Below are 20,736 nucleotides of genomic sequence, written 5' to 3' on the forward strand. Positions count from 1 at the left end.
CCTCAACGCGGGTAGCGGTACACCAGATCATCCGCATCGCTGCGCACGGCCTGCGCATCGAGCACGCCGCCCAGCCGCTGCGCAACGGCCTGTGATGCCATATTGTCCGGCGCCATGTAGCTGACCAGGGTCGGCAGCTGCGCCACCACGAAGGCCCAGTCGCGCAGCGCGCCGGCCGCCTCGGTGGCGAACCCCTGCCCCTCATGGCCGTCGTACAGCAGCCAGCCCAGTTCCTTTTCCGGGAACAACGGACCGTGGTTGATACCGACCTGGCCGATGCAGGCACCACTGTCGCCGCGCTCGATCATCAGCGCACCGTGGCCGAACAGCTGCCAGCTGGCCAGGTCGTGGCAGAACTGCCCCCACGCGGCGACCTCACCAAACGGACCGCCCATGCCGCACGCACGCGGCGACGCCAGGAATGCGGCGTAGACCTCGAAGTCATCGAGCCGTTGCGGGCGCAGCCGCAAGCGTTCGGTGTAAAGCGTGGGAATCTCGAGCATGCCGTCGCGCGACCTCAATACACCGCCAGATGGCCACAACCGCGGCGCTGTGGCTGCCCTTCCATCGTCACCTGTACGCTGGCCAGGGTGTCGACGCCTTCGGCAGTGCGGCACGACTCGCGCTTGATCTCGACGACGGCCGGCTGCCTGCCAAGTTCACCGTTGAGCACGATCAGCGAGCTGGGCGCATCCGCCGGCTGCCCCAGATAGCGCAGCGTGCCCTTGTGGATGCGGCCGTCAACGCTGAGGCTGGCATCGTGGTTGCCCTTGCCGGTGGAGGCGATCTCGATGCTCCAACCCGCGCCGCCGCCGGTGAAGGCCGGCACCGGGCTCAGGTCGGCGGCGACGGAGGGATGGCGCGGCGCATCCGCAGCGGTCTGCGAAGCGGTGGAGGTACAGCCGGCCAACAACCCGGCCAGCAGCACTGCGGCGACAACGGGGCGAGCGGTCATGATGGCTCCTTCCAAGCGATCGGAGGGCCAGTCTAGGTGGCACTGCGTGCGCCAGCGATGAACGTGGCGTTTCAGCGCGGAACGCGCCCGCCACCGGCCACCCGCACGCGATCACGGCCCTGCGCCTTGGCCTGGTACATGGCGGCATCGGCGGCACGCAGCAGCGTGCGCCAGCCCAGTGCATCGGTACCTCCCTGGGCCACACCGAAACTGGCGGTCACCCGCAGTTCGATGCCACCCGTGATTACGATGTCCAGCTGCTGCAGCGCCAGGCGCAGCGACTCCGCCAGGCGGCGGCCACCCGCGAGATCACCGTCGGCCAACAGCACCAGGAATTCCTCGCCACCGTAGCGGGCAATGCTGTCACTGCGGCGCAGGTGGCGCTGCAGCAGCTGTGCCACCTGCTCCAGCACCTGGTCACCGGCATCGTGGCCATGGCCATCGTTGATCGCCTTGAAGCGGTCGACGTCCAGCAGGATCACCACCGCACTGGCCTCGCCCTCGGCATGCCGCTGCTGCACCACTTCCTCCAGCGCGCGTCGGTTCAGCAGGCCGGTCAGTTCGTCGGTACCGGCCAGCTGGCGCAGCTCGCTGGTCAACGCCAAGCGTTCCCGCGACTTCTCGCGCAGCACTTCGATGGCATCGAACAGGCGCTGCATTTCCGCCAGCGGATGGGTGACGTGCTGCTCCGGGCCGGGTGCATCGGAGGCGATCTGGATCACCTGCCGCTGCGCCAGCAGCAACGGCCGCAGGATCTGCAGATGGGCAATGCGCAGGGCCACGCCAAGCACCACCAGCGTGCCCAGCGCAGTCGCCACCAACACTGCCAGCCGTGTCGCCTCACGGTTGCGGGTGCGCTCGAAACGGGCGATGGACACGCTCAGGTAGCCATCACGCAGCGCTTCCAGTGACTGCAGCGTCGGCACGTAGCGCGCGGTGAACTCGGCCGCGGTCCATGGTGGCGGCACGCCGCGGCGACCGTCCTCGATCAGCTGCTCGATCATCGGCAGCGACTCGCCAAAGAACTGCCGACGGGCCATGTCCCAGTGCCAGGACAGCTCCGGGTCACTGCGGAACACCGACTGGTGGCTGCCGGCCAGCCGCCACAGTTCCAGCAGGCGGCCCTCGGTCTGCAGTGCAGCGCGTACCTGCTCGTCGCGCCAGGCGCCCGGCACCGCGACCGGCGCCATCACGTTGGACGCCAGGCGGCCGCCATGCTCGCGCAGATCGATCAGCACCTGGCCCTGCATCGCCGGAATGGCTGCCTCACGGTCGACGCTGACCAGCAGATTGATCTGCGCCGAGGTCAGCAGGTGCAGCCGGTCGACGACTGCGAACATGCTGTTGATCGCCCGCTCCACTTCCTCCACCCGGCGCGCCTCCTGCGGCTGCGCGGTGACGCGGTCGACCGCCGCACGCGCCGATTTCAGCCGACGCTGCGCATCGGCCAGCAGGCCCTGCTCGTCCACCACGCCGGGAGAGGCCCTGAACACGCTGTCCAGCTGCTGCATCGAGGTATCCACCCGCCTGCGCGCCATCGCCAGCTGCGCAGCCAGCCGCGCGTGTTCGGCGGCATCGGCCGGGTCGGCGCCGAGCAGGCTGTTGGCCGGGCCGCGTTCGGCGGAGACCAGGTTGGCCAGGTCGAAGGTCTGCCGCAGCTGGCGCAGGCTGACCAGGTTGTCTTCGGCGGCGCTGTAGCGCAGCGTGCCCTGGACCAGCGCGATGGCCATCAACGGCAGCGTACAGACCACGAACAACCCCGCCAGGATCCAGACCCAGGTCCGCAACCCGATGGGCGATGCCTTGCCGGCCATGCAAATTTCCCCTGAAGTGCGGATCACTGTAGCCGCCGGTCCCGGCAGCGCCAAGCCAGTGCCGCGCGAACCGTGACCACGGGTATACCGCAGCTACCGCGAACGCGCCGGCAAGGTCTTACCAAGCGCCTGGGCGGGCCGAATGCGTCACACCCTGCCGTACTAGATCCAGCGCTGGTCGACCAGTTCGCGCTTCACATAGGCGTAGAACACCGGCGCGGCGACCAGGCCCGGCAGGCCGAACGCCGCTTCCATCACCAGCATCGCCAGCAGCAGCTCCCAGGCGCGGGCCTGGATTTCGCCGCCAACGATGCGCGCATTGAGGAAGTACTCCAGCTTATGGATCACGATCAGGTACAGCAGCGCCGCCACCGCCACGTAGAACGACACCGACAGCGCGACGATGGTGATGATGGTGTTGGAGATGATGTTGCCCACCACCGGCAGCAGGCCGGCGATGAAGGTGATCAGCACCAGGGTCTTGGACAGTGGCAGGTGCACGCCGAACAACGGCAGTACGCCCAGCAGGAAGATGGCGGTGAACACGGTGTTGAGCAGCGAGATCTTCACCTGCGCGAACACCACCTGGCGGAATGCGGTGGCCAGGCGGCTGGTGCGGCCGATCAGCTCCTGCGCCAGCGGGCCCATCTTCGGCAGCGGCAGTTCGTCGTACAACGCAATCATCGCGCCCAGCACCATACCGATCAGTACGCGTACCCCCACCTGCACCACCGAGGTACCGGCCACGCCCAGCTGGCGCTGATGTTCGGCGGCCCAGTCGTTCAGCGCCGTGCGCAGTGCCGGCATGTCCTCGGGGATATACGGCTGCAGCAGCGCCGGCACCTGGTGCCGCGACGAATTGAGGATCTCCATCAGCCGCGCCAGCAATGCGTCCGGCCCACCGGTCTCATTGCGGAAAAATGACGCCACGCCGATTCCGGCCAGCACCAGCGCACTGATGATCACCGCTGACAGCACGATCACCGCGATGGCCCGCGCCCGGCCTGGCGGCAGCTTGCCCTCCACGGTGGAGGCCAGCAGGTGGGTCAGCTGGAACACCAGCAGGCCCGACAGCAGGGTCACCACCAGGCCCAGCTTCAACGCCAGCCACATGCCCAGCAGCATCATCAGCCAGGCCGCGATCCTCGGGATGGGGGGCTTGGGCTGGGCAACAAGGGCGTCTTGCATCAGGGCAGGTCCGGGCGGGGTGGCCCATGGTAGAGGATTGCCGTGGCGATGCCGTGTGCAGGATGAATGGCCGTTACGCCACGATTGCACAGGCCGCCGCCCTGCCCCCGGCAGGCTTCCTCGACTCAGGCGCGATCCAGCGCCAGATAACGACCGGTACGCACGATCTCCTCGCGCTCGCTGAAGCTGGCCAGCGCATTGGCGACACGCCCGCTGTCACCGGTCACTGCAATCTCCTGCAGGGTACGCTGCATGGCCCGGATCGCAGCCCGTTGCAGGTCCGAGGGAATGATCACCAGCCGGTAATCGAGTTCGGCAAGCCGCTGCACCGGCACCAGCGGCGTCTTGCCGCTGTGGAACATGTTGATCAGCTTCGGCCCGGGAACACGCTGCGAAATCACCTCGATCTGCTCCAGCGTTTCCGGGGCCTCGACGAAGATCATGTCCGCGCCCGCCTCCACATACGCACGCGCGCGTTCGATCGCCGCATCCAGGCCCTCGCAGGCGATGGCGTCGGTACGCGCGATGATCATCAGCTCCGGATCGATCCGCGACTGGCAGGCGACGCGGATCTTCGTGCACATCTCGCCCGCGTCAACCAGCGTCTTGTCATCCAGGTGACCACAGCGCTTGGGGAAGGCCTGGTCCTCGATATGCAGGGCGGCAACCCCTGCCCTTTCCAACGCGCGCACCGTGCGTTCAACATTCGCGGTGCCGCCGAAGCCGGTGTCAGCGTCGGCGATCACCGGCAGATCGCAGGCATCGACGATCCGTTCAATCTGCACAAGCACTTCGCTGAGACCGAGCAGGCCGATGTCCGGTACGCCGGCCGAACGTGCGATGGCCCCGCCGCTGGCATATACCGCATCGAAGCCGGCCAGCTCCACCAGGCGTGCCGACAAGCCATCGAATACGCCCGGTGCTATCACGCTGCCCTGCCGAAGCAGATCGCGCAGCCGACGTGTCTTCTTCATGTGGTCTCCCTTGTAGTTGGACATCTGCCGTGGGATACCGATGATGTTGCCGCCACCGGCGACCGTCCAATACCGTGTTCGTACAGCACCAGAACGCCTGAGGTTCCAATGGAACTGCGCCACCTGCGCTACTTCGTCATGACCGCCCAACTGCAGAGCTTCACCAAGGCCGCCGAGGCCCTGCATATCGCCCAGCCACCGCTCGGGCAGCAGATCCGCGCGCTGGAGGAAGAGATCGGCACGCCGCTGTTCCATCGCCAGGGACGCGGCATCGTGCTCAGTGACGCGGGCCGCGTGTTCTGGGCAGCAGCCGTGGACATCCTCGCGCGCGTCGACCAGGCCAAGGAGCAGGCGCTGAGCGCTGCACGCGGCGAGGTCGGCACGCTCACGCTGGGGCTGACCGAATCGGCCTCATACAACGACGCGGTGACCGCACTGCTGCGCAGGTTCCGGCAGGCGCATCCGGCGGTGCAGCTGCAACTGGTCGAAGACGGCAGTGAATCCCTGATCCGGCGCCTGGACGACGGCGAACTGGACGCGGTGATCGTGCGCCCACCGTATTCGCATCCTGGCGAGCTGGTGATCCAGCAGCTCAGCGCCGAACCACTGGTGGCGGTACTGCCGGCCGAACACCCGCTGGCCCGCCGGGCGGGCATCGCACTGACCGAACTGCGCGATGAGCGCTTCATCCTGTTCTCGCGGAAATCCGGCTACGGCCTGAGCGCCGATGTCGTCGCTGCCTGCCGCAGCCAGGGCTTCACCCCCACCATCCAGCAGGAAGCGCCACAGGTGGCCTCGGCCATCAACCTGGCCGCAGCGGGCCTGGGCATCGCTATCGTGCCGGCCTCGATGCAGACCCTGCATCGGCCGGGCCTGGCCTTCGTCGCGCTGGAACTGGGCATGCCGATCACCGCCCTGCAGCTGGCCATGCGCGGCCAGCATCCTGCACTGGCCGCCGCGCTGCTGCGCTGTGCATGCAGCAGCGCACACCCGCCGACGGCGCCGGACGATGCCCGCAGTACAGAGCTGCGTACCCCTTGATTATTTGACCTAGGCAAGTAATTATTTGACCAAGTCAAATACATGGATCGGCCAAGGCAATGGGCACGCTTTCCGAACGCGCCGATGCAGTGCGGCGCTTCAACCGCTTCTATACCCGGCAGATCGGGGTACTACAGGAATCGTTGCTGCGCAGTGGCCTGTCGCTCACCGAAGTCCGCATCCTGTACGAACTGGCCCACCACGCACCGTTGTCGCCCTCGGACCTGTGCCGTGAGCTGGGCCTGGATGCCGGCTATGTGAGCCGGGTCACCGCCAGGTTCGAACGGCAGGGCTATCTCATCAAGGACCGCTCGGCCGAGGATGCGCGCGTGGTCGTTCTGACCCTGACGGCACTTGGGCACAGCGTGTTCGCGCCACTGGAAGAAACCTCGCGTCGGGAAATGACCGAGCTGCTGGCGACGCTGCCCGAGACGGCACAGCTGACGCTGCTTTCGGCCATGGGCCAGATCGAAAGCGTGCTGGGCGACAGGTCTCCCTCGTACCTGCTGCGGGATCCGCGGCCGGGCGACATGGGGCTGGTGGTCTCGCGGCAGTCCGCGCTGTATGCCCGCGAATTCGGCTGGAATGCGGAGTACGAAGCGCTGGTGTCGGAGATCGTTGCCAAGTACCTGCGCGAGCTGGACCCGGCGCGTGAACGCTGCTGGATCGCCGAGAAGGACGGCGACATGGTGGGCTCGGTGTTCGTGGTCAGGCAGGACGACAGCACCGCCAAGCTGCGCCTGCTCTATGTGGATGCCACCGCGCGCGGCATGGGCATCGGCGCCCGGCTGGTGGAAGAGTGCATCGCGTTTGCGGCGTCCGCCGGCTATACGCGGATGACGCTCTGGACCAACAGCGTACTGGCCGATGCCCGGCGCCTGTACGAACGCGCGGGCTTCCAGCTGGTACAGGAAGAGCCCCACCACAGCTTTGGCCACGATCTGCTCGGCCAGGTCTGGGAACGGACGCTCTGATACCCACCGCATGCGCACGGCGCGCGGTGCCGTAAATCAGTCCGCCCAGCTGGCCGTATTCTTGCCCTGGCGCTTGGCGTGATAGAGGGCCTTGTCGGCCGTGGCCAGCCAGTCTTCCACGGTGCCCTGGCCCGGCGTCGCCGCGATACCGATGCTGACACTGAACTCCACGCCCGGTGCCACCTGCCTTGCCGCTTCGAGCAGATGCAGCCGGATCCGCTCGGCCACATGCATCGCATCACGCGTCGTGCAGTCACGCAGCAGCACCACGAATTCGTCGCCACCCAACCGTGCCGGTATGTCGCCCGGGCGCGCGAATTCGCGCAAGGTGGCGGCGATCTGCCGCAACACCTCGTCCCCGGCCCGATGCCCATGTGAATCGTTGATGCGCTTGAAGTCGTCGACGTCGAGCATCAGCAGGCAGGCGAAGCCCCCCTGTCCCTGCGCCTTGTCCAGCACCTGCTGCGCGCGAAGGATCAGGAAGCCACGATTGGCCAGCTCCACCAATGGATCCATCCGGCTCAGCCGCTGCAGCTGGCGGTTCTGTGATTTGACCCGGCGTGCCAGTTGCCAGCTCAGGATGCTCAGCCCGATGCCATACACGAACAGGAACGGCACGCTCAGCACGATCGTGCGCTGCGAGGAGATGGGCTGGTAGGGAAATCCAAGCGCCCACCAGCTGAGCAGAAAGCCCAGCACCAGTGCCAGCGTCGCCCGCATCGCCAACCGCACGCCACCGGCAGCGATCTTGTCGGCGACCAGCAGCGCGGCGAACAATGCACTGGGGACCGCGCTCAGCGCCATGAAGGCGATCCAGCCACCGCCGAAGAAGGAGTCGGCCACCATGCAGCGGAACTGCACCACCGCCGGCTGGCGGGATCGGTGGGTCAGCAGCAGTGCAAGCGCCGGCCACGCCAACGCGTTGAGCAGCAACAGCACCCACGCCCAGGCGCCATCCTGGCGTTCGAGAATGATCGAAGCGATCGGGATCGCCCCCAGCCCATTGCCGACGAAGCGCATCCAGCCGATGCGCCGCGCCGCGCCGATGCCCTCGACTGCGACTTCCGTCGCGTCAATCAAGAACGGCATGGCCGACCCCCTTGAGCGATCGCACGTTCCCCCCTGGTAGCCTGGCGGGCTGCCTGTGCCGAGTCTGACAGCTTCGCGTCAATTCCGGATCAAGGGTGCTGGCTGCAACCGTGCTGGCCGGCGGCTGCAGGCCAACTGCTCCGCACGGCCCTCAGCCGCTGCTGGGCGCAGCCGTCGAGCCGCGCAGCATCAGGCTGAAATCCAGCGTCTGCTGCAGCGGCACATCAGCCTGATCGATGATGGCGAGCAGCAGGTTGACCGCGCGCTCACCGATCTCGCGCATGGGCTGCCGGATGGTGGTCAACGGCGGCGTCAGGTAACGCGACGATGCCAGATCGTCAAAGCCGACGATGGACAAGTCTTCCGGCACGCGGATGCCCAGATCCCGGCAGGCTGCCAGGGCACCCAGCGCCATCTGGTCGCTGAAGCAGAAGATCGCCGTCGGCGCGGCGGCCGAGGCCAGCAGCGCCTGCGCGGCCGCATGGCCGGACTGCAGGGAAAAGTCGCCCGGCACGATGCCCAGCTGGCGCAGGCGGCCGCGCGCCTTGGCGGCGGCCCGGACCCCTTCCATCCGTTGCTGGTGCAGCGGATTGTCGGGCGGCCCGCCGACCACGGCGATGCGCTCGTGTCCCAGCCCATACAGATGGTCCATCACCGCGCGCGCGGCGGCCGCGTTGTCGATGTGGACGCTGGGGATGCCCAGCGCGGGATCGAATTCGCAGCCATTGACCACCGGTGCAGCGGTGCCCCGCTGCTGGACGATCTCGCGCGCCGTCGGCGGCAGGCGGTGCCCCAGCACGATCAGCCCGTCGGCCTCGTTGCGCCGGAGCATCTGCGCGTAGCGCTCCTCGCGCTCGGGCAGATTCTGGGTATCGCCCAGCAGCACGGCGTAGCCGACCGCCTGCGCCGCGTCCTCCGCGCCCTGCAGGATCTGCGCGAAGAATGGATTGGCGATGTCCGGGACGGTGACCAGGATCTTGCCGCTGCGCTGGGTCTTCAGCGTCCGGGCGACCGTGTTGGGCACATAGCCCAGGGCAGCGGCCGCCTGTTCGATGCGCGTGCGGGTGGCCGGCAGCACCTTGTCCGGCCGCGAAAGCGCACGCGACACGGTACCGGCGGAAACGCCAACGTGCCTTGCGATGTCGTAGATGGTTGCCATGGCGTTACGTTGTTCCAATCGCTGTGCAGTGCACAACGGGTCTGCAGGAGGCCCATGCTAGGGTAATGCAATCGATTGCATCAGGGAGAATCATCTTGAAGACGCTCAAGGGTCCAGCGCTGTTCCTGGCGCAGTTCATTGGCGACACACCTCCCTTTGATCGACTGGACACGCTGGCCGGATGGGCCTCGGCGCTGGGCTATTCTGGCCTACAAGTACCGACCAGCGCGCCCCACCTGTTCGATCTGGCCGAGGCCGCGCGCAGCCAGGCGTACTGCGACGACCTCGCCGGCATGCTGGGCGGACATGGCCTGCAGATCACCGAACTGTCCACCCACCTGCAAGGACAGCTGGTTGCTGTCCACCCCGCCTACGACAGCCTGTTCGACGGTTTCGCGCCGGCAGACAAGCGCGGCGACCCGGCCGCCCGCCAGGCCTGGGCAGTGCAGCAGCTGCTGCTGGCCGCCAAGGCCAGCCAGCGCCTGGGGTTGACCGCGCACGCCACGTTTTCCGGCGCACTGGCCTGGCCCTACTTCTATCCCTGGCCGCAGCGTCCACCGGGGCTGGTGGAAGAAGCCTTCGCCGAGCTCGGCCGCCGCTGGCGACCGATCCTGGACGCCTTCGACGCCTGCGGCGTGGACCTGTGCTTCGAGATCCATCCGGGCGAAGACCTGCATGACGGCGCGACCTTCGAACGCTTCCTCGATGTGGTGGATCACCACCCCCGCGCGAAGATCCTGTACGACCCCAGCCACCTGCTGCTGCAGCAGATGGACTACCTGGGTTTCATTGACCGCTATCACGATCGCATCGGCATCTTCCACGTCAAGGACGCGGAGTATCACGCAAGCGCGCGCAGTGGTGTCTATGGCGGCTACCAGGACTGGATCGATCGTCCGGGGCGGTTCCGTTCGCTCGGCGACGGCCAGGTCGACTTCAAGGCGATCTTCTCGAAATTCGCGCAGTACGACTTCCCGGGCTGGGCCGTACTGGAGTGGGAGTGCTGCCTGAAGCACCCCGAGGACGGCGCACGCGAAGGTGCCGCGTTCATCCGCGACCACATCATCCGGGTGACCGAGCGTGCCTTCGATGATTTCGCCGACAGCGGCACGGACCCGCAATCACTGCGCCGCATGCTGGGAATCTGAGCCATTACCGCCCCGGGAGGGCAAGCCATGACGCACGCCATGTCGCGCTTGGGCGCGATGATGTTTCTGCAGTTCTTCATCTGGGGGGCATGGTTCGTCACCCTCGGAACCTACCTGGTGCAGGGCCCGCTGCAGGCCAGCGCCAGCCAGGTGGCAACGGCCTTCCTCAGCCAGTCCATCGGCGCCATCGTCGCGCCCTTCCTGGTCGGCCTGATCGCCGATCGCTACTTCGCCGCGCAGCGCATCCTCGCGGTGCTGCACCTGGCCGGCGCGGTGCTGATGTGGCTGGCGTCCACGGCGACCAGCTTCAGCATGTTCTCGGCCTACGTGATGGGCTACATGCTGCTGTTCATGCCCACGCTGGCGTTGGCCAACAGTGTGGCGATGCGGCACATGCAATCGCCCGAGAAGCAGTTCCCGCTGGTGCGCGTGGCGGGCAGCATCGGCTGGATCGTAGCGGGCGTGCTGATCGGCTGGCTGGGCTGGGAACAGGCGCATCGTCTGGAGCTGACCTTCCAGATGGCGGCGGTGGCCTCGCTGGCGCTGGGCCTGTATGCCTTCACCCTGCCGCACACGCCGCCACTGGCACAGCAGCGCGACGCTGGGCTGGGGCAGATCCTGGGGCTGGACTCGCTGCGGCTGCTGAAGTCGCGCTCCTACCTGGTGTTCTTCCTGGCCTCCATCGCCATCTGCATCCCGCTGTCGTTCTACTACAACTTCACCAACCCATATCTCAACGATCTCGGCGTGCGCGGCGCGGCCGGCCTGCAATCGCTGGGCCAGGTTTCCGAAGTCCTGCTGATGCTGGCCATGCCGTTCCTGTTCGTGCGCCTTGGCGTCAAGACGATGCTGGCGGTGGGCATGGCGGCCTGGGTGGTGCGCTATGCCATGTTCGCCTTCGGCGATGCGGGCGGCGGCTTCTCGCTGCTGGTGATCGGTATCGTGCTGCACGGCATCTGCTACGACTTCTTCTTCGTCACCGGGCAGATCTACACCGATGCGCATGCCGGCCCCGCCGCGCGCAGCAGCGCGCAGGGGTTCATCACCCTGGCCACCTACGGCGTGGGCATGCTGATCGGCACCTTCCTGTCCGGCGCGGTGGTGGAGCACTACACCACGGCAGCGGGCCCGGACTGGCAGAAGATCTGGTTGTTCCCGGCCGGCGTCGCACTGCTCGTGCTGATCGCCTTCCTGTTGCTGTTCCGCGAGCGGCCGGTGGCCGCGGCCGCGCCTTCCGCGCTCTGAGGACCACAGCCGATGCCAAAGCTTGGAATCGCCATCATCGGCGCCGGCATGATCGGTACCGTGCATCGCCGTGCGGCATTGCTGGCGGGTGCCGAGGTACGCGGCGTGGCGGCCTCGTCACCGCAGCGCGCGCGTGAGGCAGCGCAGTCGTGGAATGTCCCGCGCGCCTACCGGGACATCGAGGAGCTCATCGCCGATCCGCAGGTACAGGTCGTGCATGTCTGCACACCCAACCATCTGCACCGCTCGATGGCGCAGGCTGCGCTGGATGCCGGCAAGCACGTGATCTGCGAGAAGCCGCTGGCCACCACGTTGGAAGATGCGCAGGCGCTGGCAGGTTTGGCCGCGTCGACCGGACTGGTTGCTACGGTGCCCTTCGTCTACCGCTACCACCCGGTGGTGCGCGAGGCGCGCGCACGCATCGCGCAGGGCGAACTGGGACCGCTGCACCTGATTCACGGCAGCTATCTGCAGGACTGGCTGCTGGATCCGGCCAGCAACAACTGGCGCGTGGACCCCGCGCTGGGAGGCGCTTCGCGCGTGTTCGCCGACATCGGCTCGCACTGGTGCGACCTGGTGGAATGGGTCAGCGGCGAGCGCTTCACCGAAGTCAGCGCGGCGTTCGATACCGTGATCGCCGAACGCGGCACCGACACCGGTCAAAGCTTCAGCACGCCGACGGCAGGCAGCGCGATGCAGGCGGTGACGAGCGAGGACGTGGCGCTGGCAATGTTCAGAACCGGCGCCGGTACCCTGGCGTCGCTGACGGTCAGCCAGGTCTCGGCGGGACGCCGCAATCGCCTCTGGTTCGAGATCGATGGCGCCAACACCAGCGTTGCCTTCAACCAGGAAGACGCCGAGCGGCTGTGGATCGGCCTGCCCGACCAGCGCGAGGAAATCTTCGTGCGTGGCCCCGGGGCCGGCAGTGCCGAGCAACGCCGGCTGTCGGTGTTGCCCGCCGGTCACGCGCAGGGCTACGCGCAGTGTTTCGAAGCATTTGTTGCCGACACCTATCGCGCCATCAACGGCGAGCGCCCGCAGGGACTGCCGACCTTCGAAGATGGGCTGCGCTCGGCGCAGATCGTCGATCGTGTCATTGCATCGGCCAGGTCGCGCGCCTGGACTGCCATCGGTTGAAAACCCGGGAGGATCTGTAGATGAAAACCCTTGTCCGTAGAACTGCAAGTCTCGTCCTGCTGCTCACTGCCCTGCCCGCCTTCGCAGGCGAAGCCGCCAGCACGCAGAAACCGATCGCGGTGCAGATGTACACCCTGCGCAACGCCGGCTCACTCGACCAGCAGTTGAAGATCGTCCACGACGCGGGCGTGCACGCGGTGGAAACGGTCGGCACCCAGAACACCAGCGCGGCCGAACTCAAGCAGCTGCTGGACCGGTATTCGATCAAGGCGATCTCATCGCACGTGCCATTGGCCGAGTTGCGCAGCAACCTGGACGGTGTGGTCGCCTTCAACCGATCAATCGGCAACACGACGCTGGTGGTGCCGTACCTGGACAAGAAGGATCGCCCGACCGACGCCGCAGGCTGGACCGCGCTGGGCCAGGAACTGGGCAGCATCGCCAGGCAGGTGCAGGCCAAGGGCATGCGCCTGGCCTACCACAACCACGACTTCGAGCTGGTCGACTTCAACGGCAGGACGGGCCTGGAACTGCTGTTCGCCGCGGCCGGCCCCGACCTGCAGACCGAGCTGGACCTGGCCTGGGTCGCGCGTGCGGGCCTGGATCCGGCGCTGATGCTGGAAAAATTCCGCGGCCACATGTTCGCCGTGCATGCCAAGGACAATGCGCCAAAGGGCCAGGCCGAAGACGAAGGTGGATTCGCTGCGGTGGGCCAGGGCGTGCTGGACTGGAACGCGATCCTGCCTGCTGCGGCAGCCGCCGGCGTGCACTGGTACATCATCGAGCACGACCAGCCACGCGATCCGGCCAAGATCATCCAGACCGGCGCGGATTACCTGCGTGAACACCTGCCCGCCAACGTGCCCGCCCGTGCGCAGCGCTGACGCATCAAGGAGCCCCACATGAAAATGATCCTGGCAATGGCCGTGGCCCTGGGCGGCATGAGCGTTGCGACAGCAGCATGGTGCAAGGACGACCCGGCCGCCGGTGCAAAGCTCTACACCGCGAACTGCGTGGCCTGCCATGGTGCGGATCGTGCGGGCATGCCGGGCGCGTTTCCGGCGCTCACCGATCTCAGCAAGCGACTGCAACCTGCGCAGATCAAGGACAAGATCAGGAAGGGCGGAGGCTTGATGCCACCCTTCTCCCAGCTGTCGCAGCAGGAAATCGATGACATCGCCAGTTATCTGGCGAAGTAAGCGGCCGGCGACCACGCCGGCCGTGTGCCACTACAGCTCGCGCACCCAGATGTTGCGGTAGCTGACCTTGGAGTCGTGCTCCTGCAGGTAGAGCGGCGCACACCCATGGGGCGCGTAGGAAGGCGCACCGATGTATTCGGTCTTGCCGGCCAGCACAGTGTCGTCCTGCACCAGCACGCCGTTGTGCAGCACCGTGATGCGCGCGGGCGACACAAGCCCACCGCCCTGCGAGAAGCGCGGTGCCTTCCAGAGGATGTCGTAGGCCTGCCACTCGCCCGGTGCGCGCGCGGCGTTCACCAACGGCATCGCCTGTTTGTAGATGGAACCCGCCTGGCCATTGGCATAGGTCGGGTTGTTGTAACTGTCGAGCACCTGCAGCTCATACAGTTCCTGCAGGAAGATGCCGCTGTTGCCCCGGTTCTGGCCCTCGAAGCCCTTGGTGTCGGTGGGTGTGCGCCACTCGACATGCAGCTGGACGTCGCAGAAGCGTTGCCTGGTGCGGATGCCTTTGCTGCCCGGCACGACGGTCATGGCGCCATCGGCAATCTTCCAGGGCACGCGTCCGCCCTGCTCCGACTCCCACGCGGAGACATCCTTGCCATCGAACAGCACGATTGCATCGGACGGTGCCTTGCCTGGCGGCGTGGCCACGGTCGCGGGCACCGGCGTCCACACCTCGGTCTTCTTCGGATCGCGTGCAGGGTCGGCAGCGGCCTGCGCGAACGCAGGTGCGGCGGCCAGCACCGTGGCCGCGATCAACAAAGGCTTGATCATCCTGTTGCGCTCCATCAACTGGTCCCCCAGGCGGGTGTACCGGGAACATAGGCGAGGTCGCCGTCGTAGCGCCCCGGCACGGCAACGTACTGCAGCACCCCGGTCGCGCCGACCTTGGAGGTGAAGAAGCCGAAGATGGCCAGCTGCTTGAGCATCGTGAAGTAGTGTGGCATTGCCTCGCCCTCTTCAGGCGTCCCGGTTTCGGTCACATCGGCATGACGCGCCTTGGCTTCTGCATCAAGCGTGCGCAGCAATTCGGTGCGGGCTTCCGGTGTGAGCGATACGAACCGGCCACCAGCGCGTTTGTCGATATCCGTCAGCCCGGCGCGGAACGTCGCCTGCTGCCGGACGCTGTAGCAGTCGCTGACGAACGTCGCCATGAACAGGCCGGCGCCGGCATCCTTTGCGCCTGGTGTCCGGGTCCGCGGCAGGATGGTCTCGGCGATCTCGTCCAGCGTGCCGACATCGGCGTCGGAGAAATGGAGCTTCGCAGCGGCGGCCAGCGCCGGCGCCTGCCCTTGCACGAGCGCAGGCAGGCCGACCATGGCCGCCCCCGTGGCGGCGACGATCATTTTCAGCAGTTCGCGGCGATCCATCAGAGGTTCCCCGCTTTCAGTTCGCGCACCGCATGGTCGGCGGCCCGGGCCGTCAGCGCCATGTAGGTCAGCGAAGGATTCACGCAGGCGCTGGAGGTCATGCAGGCACCGTCGGTGACATACACGTTGGGCGCATCCCATACCTGGTTGTGCTGGTTCAGCACCGAACTTTTCCGATCACGTCCCATGCGCGCGGTCCCCATCTCGTGGATGCCCTTGCCCGGGGCATAGTCGTTGTCGTGCATCTTCACGTCCTTGACGCCGGCCGCCTCCAGCATCTCTGCGGCATCGGCGGCCATGTCCTTGCGCATCGCCAGTTCGTTGGCGCGCATGGCAACGTCCATCGCCAGCACCGGCAACCCCCACTTGTCCTTGCGGTCGTGGTCCAGGCGGATCGCATTGTCGTGGTGCGGCAGCATTTCACCGAAGCCGGTCATGCCGATACGCCAGTCGCCCGGCACGGTCAGCGCCTCCTTCAGGTCGGCACCGATGTTGAGCTCGGCGATCTCGCGCGACCAGCCGGTGCGGCTTGCGCCGCCCTGGTAGCCGAACCCGCGCAGGTAACCGCGTTTGTCAGCCGCGACGTTGCGGAACCGCGGAATGTAGAAGCCGCAGGGGCGACGCCCGAAGTAATACTTGTCTTCGTAGCCCTCGACGCGGCCGGAGGCACCCGCACCGAAATGATGGTCCATCACGTTGTGCCCCAACTCGCCCGACGAGGAGCCCAGCCCGCCGTCCCAGACATCGGTGGCCGAGTTCATCAACAGCCACGTCGAGTTGAACGACGATGCGTTGAGGAAGATGACCTTGGCCGTGTACTGGTAGGTCTGCCCGGTCTCGGCGTCGATCACCTCCACGCCGCGGGCACGCTTGCGGTCCTTGTCGTAGAGCACTTCCTTGACGATCGAGAACGGCCGCAAGGTCAGGTTGCCTGTCTTCATCGCCGCCGGCAGTGTCGCTGCCTGGGTGGAAAAATAAGCGCCGAAGGGGCAACCCAGGATGCACTTGTTGCGGTACTGGCAGTTGACGCGGCCCTGTTCGGGCATGGGCTTTGTGATGTTGGCGGTGCGCGAGTGGATCATGTGCCGGGTGCCGCCGAACGCCTTTTTGATCCGTGCGGCCACGTCCTTCTCGACGATGTTCAATGGGATAGGCGGCAGGAACTCACCATCCGGCAACACGTCCAGCCCTTCGCGCGTACCAGCGATACCTGCGAATTTCTCCACATGGTCGTACCACGGCGCGATATCAGCGTAGCGGATGGGCCAATCGGCTGCGATGCCGTCCTTGAGATTCGCCTCGAAGTCCAGGTCGGAGAAGCGATAGCTCTGCCGGCCCCACAACAATGAGCGGCCGCCGACGTGATAGCCGCGGAACCAATCGAAGCGCTTGGTCTCGACGTAGGGCGAGTCCTGTTCGTTGGCCCACATCCCTTCCAGGTTCTCGGCCAGGCCATAGTCGCGCATCAGCACCGGGAAGTCGGCCTTCATCGCCTGCGTTGGCCGGTTTCGGTGCGGGAAGTCCCACGCCTCCTTCATCGCGTTGACGTAGTCCTTGACGTGCTCGATGTTGCGTCCGCGTTCCAGCATCAGGACCTTCAGGCCCTTTTCGGTCAGCTCCTTCGCTGCCCAACCGCCACTGATTCCCGAGCCAACAACAATGGCGTCGTAGTGATTATCTGCCATGGGTTTCTCACCTGGGTGGATATCGATTCAGACGTCGCAGAGGCGGATTGCCTCGCGCAATGAGCCAACGGGATCGGGCGCTGCAGGCATGAATTCCTGCGCCAGATACCCCTTGAAACCGGTGTCGCGGATCGCACGGCAGATGGCCGGATAGTGGAGCTCCTGCTGGTCTCCGATCTCGTTCCGGCCGGGCACGCCTGCGGTGTGGTAATGCTTGAAGCAGGCGTGATGCTTGCCGATGGTGGCGATGATGTCGCCCTCCATGATCTGCATGTGGTAGATGTCGTAGAGCAGGCCGAAGTTGTCCGAGCCGAGCCGCTGGCACAGCTCCACGCCCCATGCGGAGTGGTCGCACAGGTAGTCACGATGATCGACCTTGGAGTTCAACAGCTCCATCACCAGCACCACACCGCGCTTCTCGGCGTGCCCGAGGATGCGCTTGAGGCCGGCCTCGGCATTGGCCAGGCCTTCCTTCGGGTCCATCCCGTTGCGGTTGCCCGAGAAGCAGATCAGGTTGCGATAACCGGCCTCGGCGACCAGATCAATGTGCCGCGTGTAGCGTTCCACCAGCTGGTCATGGAACTGGCGGCCGGCAAAGCCCTTGGTGAGGCCGAGCTCCGCGCCGTTGCACATCGAGCTGTATACGCCATTGGCTTTCAACGTGGGCCAGTCTTCCGGACCGACCAGGTCGATCGCGGCAAAGCCAATGTCCTTCACTGTGCTGCAAAGCTGGGCGACCGACAGCTGCGGGAAGGTCCAGCGGGCCACGGCGTGCTTCAGGTGGCCCTTCAGCGGTGCAGTGCCGGCGAATGCGGGCAATGCTCCCGCAGTACCCAGGGCTACGCCTCCAGCAACCGCCATGCGCAACGCATCACGCCGCGTGAGCCCCCTCGCCGGGGCCGGTCTGATCGAATGGATGGACATCCACCTGCCGGCCTCCCAACCGGTATCAAACGCAACAATTCACAGCAATGCAATCGATTGCACCATAGGGGAGGAAATTGTCTGTTTGCAAGTCGCGGTGCACGAAAATCGATGCTGCGCGGCACAACGACAGTGAGACTGCAGGTGATCAATCGCGCATGCGCGCGAACCTTGCCGGCGGCATGCCCACCAACCGCGCGAATGCCACGCCGAAGGTGACCGCGCTGGCATAGCCCACCCGTTCGGCCACCTGTTCCAGGCTCAGTGCACGATCCTTCAGCAGGCGCTTGGCCAGCGCCATGCGCCACTGCAGCAGGCATTCCATGGGTGCCACACCCACCACCTGCATGAAACGCGCGGCGAAGCCCGAGCGTGACATCGTCGCCTTCCCGGCCAGTTCCTCTACCGTCCATGCATGTTGGGGCCGCGCATGCAGCGCGCGCAGTGCCGCGGCCAGCCGCTCATCGCCGAGCCCGCGTACCAGGCCGCTGCCGCCGACGCTGTCCATACCGCTGCGCAGCGCCTCGATCAGCAGTACTTCCAGCAAGCGCTCCAGCACCACATCGCGGGCCGGCCGCTGCGCGCGCGCCTCCTCGCCCACCATCTGGACCAGCGTGGCCAGGCGCGGCTCACCGCGTATGTGCAACAGCCGCGGCAGCAACGACACCAGCAGGGCGGCATCGGGCGAGGCGAATCCGCAGTGGCCGATCTGCGCGCACAACGCTGCCGGTCCGTCCGCGCGCCCGACCCGGAAGTGGCCCTCCGCGAGGCGTACCGGCAGGCTGGGGGTGATGTCCGGCGGCGCCTGCATGCTGGTGTTGACCAGCTCGCGCAGGGCCGGCACAAGCACGAAATCGCCGGCCTGCAGGGTGAGCGGCGCACCACCGTCCACCGACAGGCGGCATTGGCCGTGCAGCACCGCCATATAGAACGGCTCGCCCTCTCCTTCGCGGCGCACGCACCACTCGCCCGCCGCCTCGACCCGCTTGGAGTGGCGTGCCGTGGGCTGCAGCAAGGAAACGACCTCGGACAGCGGATCGGACGACATTGGACGCTCAGCAAGAAAATACAGACGTTTCACTGTAGCGCGTCCACCAAGCCAAGCTGACCATGGTCTCTCATTCCCGCTGACGTAGACCCGATGCAAACCGTACTGATCACCGGCTGTTCCTCCGGCTTCGGGCTGGAGACCGCCCGCCTGTTCCTCGACCGTGGCTGGAAGGTCATCGCCACCATGCGCACCCCGCGCACCGACCTGCTGCCGGCGTCCGCGCATCTGCGCGTGCTCGCCCTGGACATCACCGATCCGGCCAGCATCGCGCACGCCATCGCCGAGGCCGGCCCGATCGACATGCTGGTCAACAACGCCGGTTTCGGCGCACCGGTGCCGGTGGAACTTACGCCACTGGAAACAGCGCGTGCCCTGTTCGACACCAACACCCTGGGCACGCTGGCCATGACCCAAGCCGTGCTGCCGCAGATGCGCGAGCGCGGCGACGGCGTGATCGTCAACATGACCACCACGGTGACGGTGAAGGCGCTGCCGCTGGTGGGCGTGTACAGCGCCAGCAAGGCGGCGGTGAACGCCTTCACCGAATCATTGGCCATCGAAGTCGCGCCGCTGGGCGTGCGCGTGCGCCTGGTGCTGCCCGGCCGCGCGCCGACCACGCGCTTCGGCGAAAACGCGTTCCCGCATCTGGGCGGCATGGAGCACCCTGCCTATGCGCCGCTGGTGCAGGGCGTGCTGGCCAGCTTTCGCGACAGCAGCGGCCCGGTGACCACGCCGCAGGCCGTGGCCGAAGCCGTATGGCGCGCGGTGACCGACGAGAACCCGCCGATGCGCAATCCCGGGGGCGATGACGCGGTGTAGTGGATGAACGCCGCGGGTTGACGTCCTGCCGAGCCTGGTCGAGCGGCGCCGATGCGCTGCCGATCAGCTACCGGCACCTGGCGGACGGCCGGTGGGGGCACGCCGCCTGACGAAGAAAATGACCAGGAAACAGAAGCCCACCGCAGCACTGGGGCCACTGGAACCCGCCACGGCCCCTGCGATGCAGAGCAGCGCTGCGACCAGCAGCCAGAGATCATTCTTCATCATCGAGTCTTCCCATCCATGCGCGCGCAGGCCAGCACAGAGGCCGGCACCGGTGGATTGCCAGCTTGGATCAGCCAGGGTGGCGATGCAATCCCATGTCACTGTGGACGCCGGGCAACGCGGCAGGAAGGTAAAAAGGGAGCCCCACGCAAGGTGCTCCTTTTTGGTTTGCAGCTGCATCTGTTGCCAGGCGTGCATCAGAATGGTTGCACCCACATTCTTCGCCCTTAATGACCGAAGAACCAGCATCAGGAATTTATTTACAATAAAAATCAGCCAAGCCCACTAACTTTACTTCTACAATTAACTAATTTTAAATTATTAATTTAGCAAAGAACTACGCGAAACTCTGGCCTTTTCTCAACAACCTCGCGAGCCGATCAAGGGATCCGAGGTGGGAAGAGGGATACAAAATTGTCTGGAGTAGAGGACTGAGCAGCGGAGGATGCTGGCGGGCTACCAAATCAAGCTTGTGAATAGGCAAGGCGTGCCAGCAACATGCCGGCGCCAGCAGGTCCGGTCCGCCACTGGATGGGCCGCCGCCTTAGCCGCGCCCATCGGCACACTGAAGTAACCCGGCATGTCCGCGCCCCGTTGACTGGAAGCACAACTAACTAATCGGGCGGGGGGACAGAAAAATGACACGGAGGAGATTGCAGCACAAAGGCGTGAGAAAGCGCTGACTGTCGCGAAAATCGATCTAAAAATATCCGCCTAACAGCAACCATGGGACTTTCCT

21 protein-coding genes are annotated in these 20,736 nt (G+C 66.1%); 8 read left to right on the top strand and 13 right to left on the bottom strand.

The annotated features are described in order from the left end of the window. Nucleotides 1-2 precede the first annotated feature (2 nt). From AC0Z6F_RS07700 to AC0Z6F_RS07720, 5 genes are all read right to left on the bottom strand, one after another. Nucleotides 3-503, bottom strand: coding sequence for a GNAT family N-acetyltransferase (locus AC0Z6F_RS07700; RefSeq protein ID WP_012510374.1), 501 nt, complete (start codon nucleotides 501-503; stop codon nucleotides 3-5). A 14-nt stretch (nucleotides 504-517) separates the two neighbouring features. After that, nucleotides 518-955 carry a hypothetical protein gene (locus AC0Z6F_RS07705; protein WP_485616875.1) on the bottom strand — a complete coding sequence of 146 codons (438 nt, stop codon included), beginning with the start codon at nucleotides 953-955 and terminating at the stop codon, nucleotides 518-520. A 71-nt stretch (nucleotides 956-1,026) separates the two neighbouring features. Then, entirely contained in the window at nucleotides 1,027-2,769 is a 1,743-nt protein-coding gene (locus tag AC0Z6F_RS07710) for a GGDEF domain-containing protein (RefSeq protein ID WP_485616876.1), read from the bottom strand. Between the two features lie 162 nt (nucleotides 2,770-2,931). Further along, entirely contained in the window at nucleotides 2,932-3,957 is a 1,026-nt protein-coding gene (locus tag AC0Z6F_RS07715) for an AI-2E family transporter (protein WP_032969200.1), read from the bottom strand. 125 nt (nucleotides 3,958-4,082) lie between these two features. Further along, nucleotides 4,083-4,931: an isocitrate lyase/PEP mutase family protein gene (locus AC0Z6F_RS07720; RefSeq protein ID WP_485616877.1), complete on the bottom strand. Its 849-nt coding sequence runs from the start codon at nucleotides 4,929-4,931 to the stop codon at nucleotides 4,083-4,085. 108 nt (nucleotides 4,932-5,039) lie between these two features. Between AC0Z6F_RS07720 and AC0Z6F_RS07725 the strand changes: the two genes are divergently transcribed. Further along, complete coding sequence (locus tag AC0Z6F_RS07725; protein ID WP_485616878.1) at nucleotides 5,040-5,972, top strand: LysR family transcriptional regulator; 933 nt, start codon at nucleotides 5,040-5,042, stop codon at nucleotides 5,970-5,972. A gap of 59 nt (nucleotides 5,973-6,031) precedes the next feature. Continuing rightward, a complete protein-coding gene (locus tag AC0Z6F_RS07730) occupies nucleotides 6,032-6,946 on the top strand; it encodes a bifunctional helix-turn-helix transcriptional regulator/GNAT family N-acetyltransferase (RefSeq protein ID WP_004147795.1) in 915 nt (304 codons plus the stop codon). A gap of 36 nt (nucleotides 6,947-6,982) precedes the next feature. On the opposite strand, the gene AC0Z6F_RS07735 is transcribed toward AC0Z6F_RS07730, so the two are convergent. Next, complete coding sequence (locus tag AC0Z6F_RS07735; RefSeq protein WP_004147793.1) at nucleotides 6,983-8,035, bottom strand: sensor domain-containing diguanylate cyclase; 1,053 nt, start codon at nucleotides 8,033-8,035, stop codon at nucleotides 6,983-6,985. A 151-nt stretch (nucleotides 8,036-8,186) separates the two neighbouring features. Continuing rightward, the gene (locus tag AC0Z6F_RS07740) at nucleotides 8,187-9,194 is read right to left on the bottom strand and encodes a LacI family DNA-binding transcriptional regulator (RefSeq protein ID WP_197581850.1); all 1,008 of its coding nucleotides are present in this window, start codon (nucleotides 9,192-9,194) and stop codon (nucleotides 8,187-8,189) included. A 95-nt stretch (nucleotides 9,195-9,289) separates the two neighbouring features. Here AC0Z6F_RS07740 and AC0Z6F_RS07745 point away from each other — a divergent pair, with 95 nt between their 5' ends. The 5 genes from AC0Z6F_RS07745 to AC0Z6F_RS07765 are packed head-to-tail and all read left to right on the top strand — an operon-like array spanning nucleotide 9,290 to nucleotide 13,923. Further along, nucleotides 9,290-10,342 (top strand): sugar phosphate isomerase/epimerase family protein, encoded by a 1,053-nt coding sequence (locus AC0Z6F_RS07745; RefSeq protein ID WP_012510366.1) that lies wholly within the window; start codon nucleotides 9,290-9,292, stop codon nucleotides 10,340-10,342. A gap of 27 nt (nucleotides 10,343-10,369) precedes the next feature. Continuing rightward, nucleotides 10,370-11,587, top strand: a complete 1,218-nt coding sequence (locus tag AC0Z6F_RS07750; protein WP_012510365.1) for a nucleoside permease — start codon at nucleotides 10,370-10,372, stop codon at nucleotides 11,585-11,587. Between the two features lie 12 nt (nucleotides 11,588-11,599). Beyond that, complete coding sequence (locus AC0Z6F_RS07755) at nucleotides 11,600-12,724, top strand: Gfo/Idh/MocA family protein (RefSeq protein WP_012510364.1); 1,125 nt, start codon at nucleotides 11,600-11,602, stop codon at nucleotides 12,722-12,724. A 20-nt stretch (nucleotides 12,725-12,744) separates the two neighbouring features. Continuing rightward, complete coding sequence (locus AC0Z6F_RS07760) at nucleotides 12,745-13,608, top strand: sugar phosphate isomerase/epimerase family protein (protein WP_012510363.1); 864 nt, start codon at nucleotides 12,745-12,747, stop codon at nucleotides 13,606-13,608. Between the two features lie 18 nt (nucleotides 13,609-13,626). Then, nucleotides 13,627-13,923, top strand: coding sequence for a c-type cytochrome (locus tag AC0Z6F_RS07765; RefSeq protein WP_012510362.1), 297 nt, complete (start codon nucleotides 13,627-13,629; stop codon nucleotides 13,921-13,923). Nucleotides 13,924-13,953: 30 nt separating this feature from the next. Here AC0Z6F_RS07765 and AC0Z6F_RS07770 read toward each other — a convergent pair whose 3' ends face one another. The 5 genes from AC0Z6F_RS07770 to AC0Z6F_RS07790 all read right to left on the bottom strand — a co-directional run bounded on the left by AC0Z6F_RS07770 (nucleotide 13,954) and on the right by AC0Z6F_RS07790 (nucleotide 18,950). Beyond that, nucleotides 13,954-14,697, bottom strand: a complete 744-nt coding sequence (locus AC0Z6F_RS07770) for a 3-keto-disaccharide hydrolase (RefSeq protein WP_012510361.1) — start codon at nucleotides 14,695-14,697, stop codon at nucleotides 13,954-13,956. A 14-nt stretch (nucleotides 14,698-14,711) separates the two neighbouring features. Then, nucleotides 14,712-15,293, bottom strand: a complete 582-nt coding sequence (locus tag AC0Z6F_RS07775; RefSeq protein ID WP_485616880.1) for a gluconate 2-dehydrogenase subunit 3 family protein — start codon at nucleotides 15,291-15,293, stop codon at nucleotides 14,712-14,714. Next, complete coding sequence (locus AC0Z6F_RS07780; protein WP_012510360.1) at nucleotides 15,293-16,978, bottom strand: GMC oxidoreductase; 1,686 nt, start codon at nucleotides 16,976-16,978, stop codon at nucleotides 15,293-15,295. The genes AC0Z6F_RS07775 and AC0Z6F_RS07780 overlap by 1 nt, the downstream gene beginning before the upstream one ends. A 27-nt stretch (nucleotides 16,979-17,005) precedes the next feature. Then, a complete protein-coding gene (locus tag AC0Z6F_RS07785) occupies nucleotides 17,006-17,902 on the bottom strand; it encodes a hydroxypyruvate isomerase family protein (RefSeq protein WP_012510359.1) in 897 nt (298 codons plus the stop codon). 148 nt (nucleotides 17,903-18,050) lie between these two features. Further along, a complete protein-coding gene (locus tag AC0Z6F_RS07790) occupies nucleotides 18,051-18,950 on the bottom strand; it encodes an AraC family transcriptional regulator (RefSeq protein ID WP_012510358.1) in 900 nt (299 codons plus the stop codon). Nucleotides 18,951-19,043: 93 nt separating this feature from the next. On the opposite strand from AC0Z6F_RS07790, the gene AC0Z6F_RS07795 reads away from it, so the two are divergent. After that, nucleotides 19,044-19,772: an SDR family oxidoreductase gene (locus AC0Z6F_RS07795; RefSeq protein WP_012510357.1), complete on the top strand. Its 729-nt coding sequence runs from the start codon at nucleotides 19,044-19,046 to the stop codon at nucleotides 19,770-19,772. Nucleotides 19,773-19,835: 63 nt separating this feature from the next. On the opposite strand, the gene AC0Z6F_RS07800 is transcribed toward AC0Z6F_RS07795, so the two are convergent. Then, nucleotides 19,836-20,246 (bottom strand): hypothetical protein, encoded by a 411-nt coding sequence (locus AC0Z6F_RS07800; protein WP_012510356.1) that lies wholly within the window; start codon nucleotides 20,244-20,246, stop codon nucleotides 19,836-19,838. Nucleotides 20,247-20,736 lie beyond the last annotated feature (490 nt).

It is taken from the genome of Stenotrophomonas sp. 1L-E-5-B-C3, from assembly GCF_057292075.1.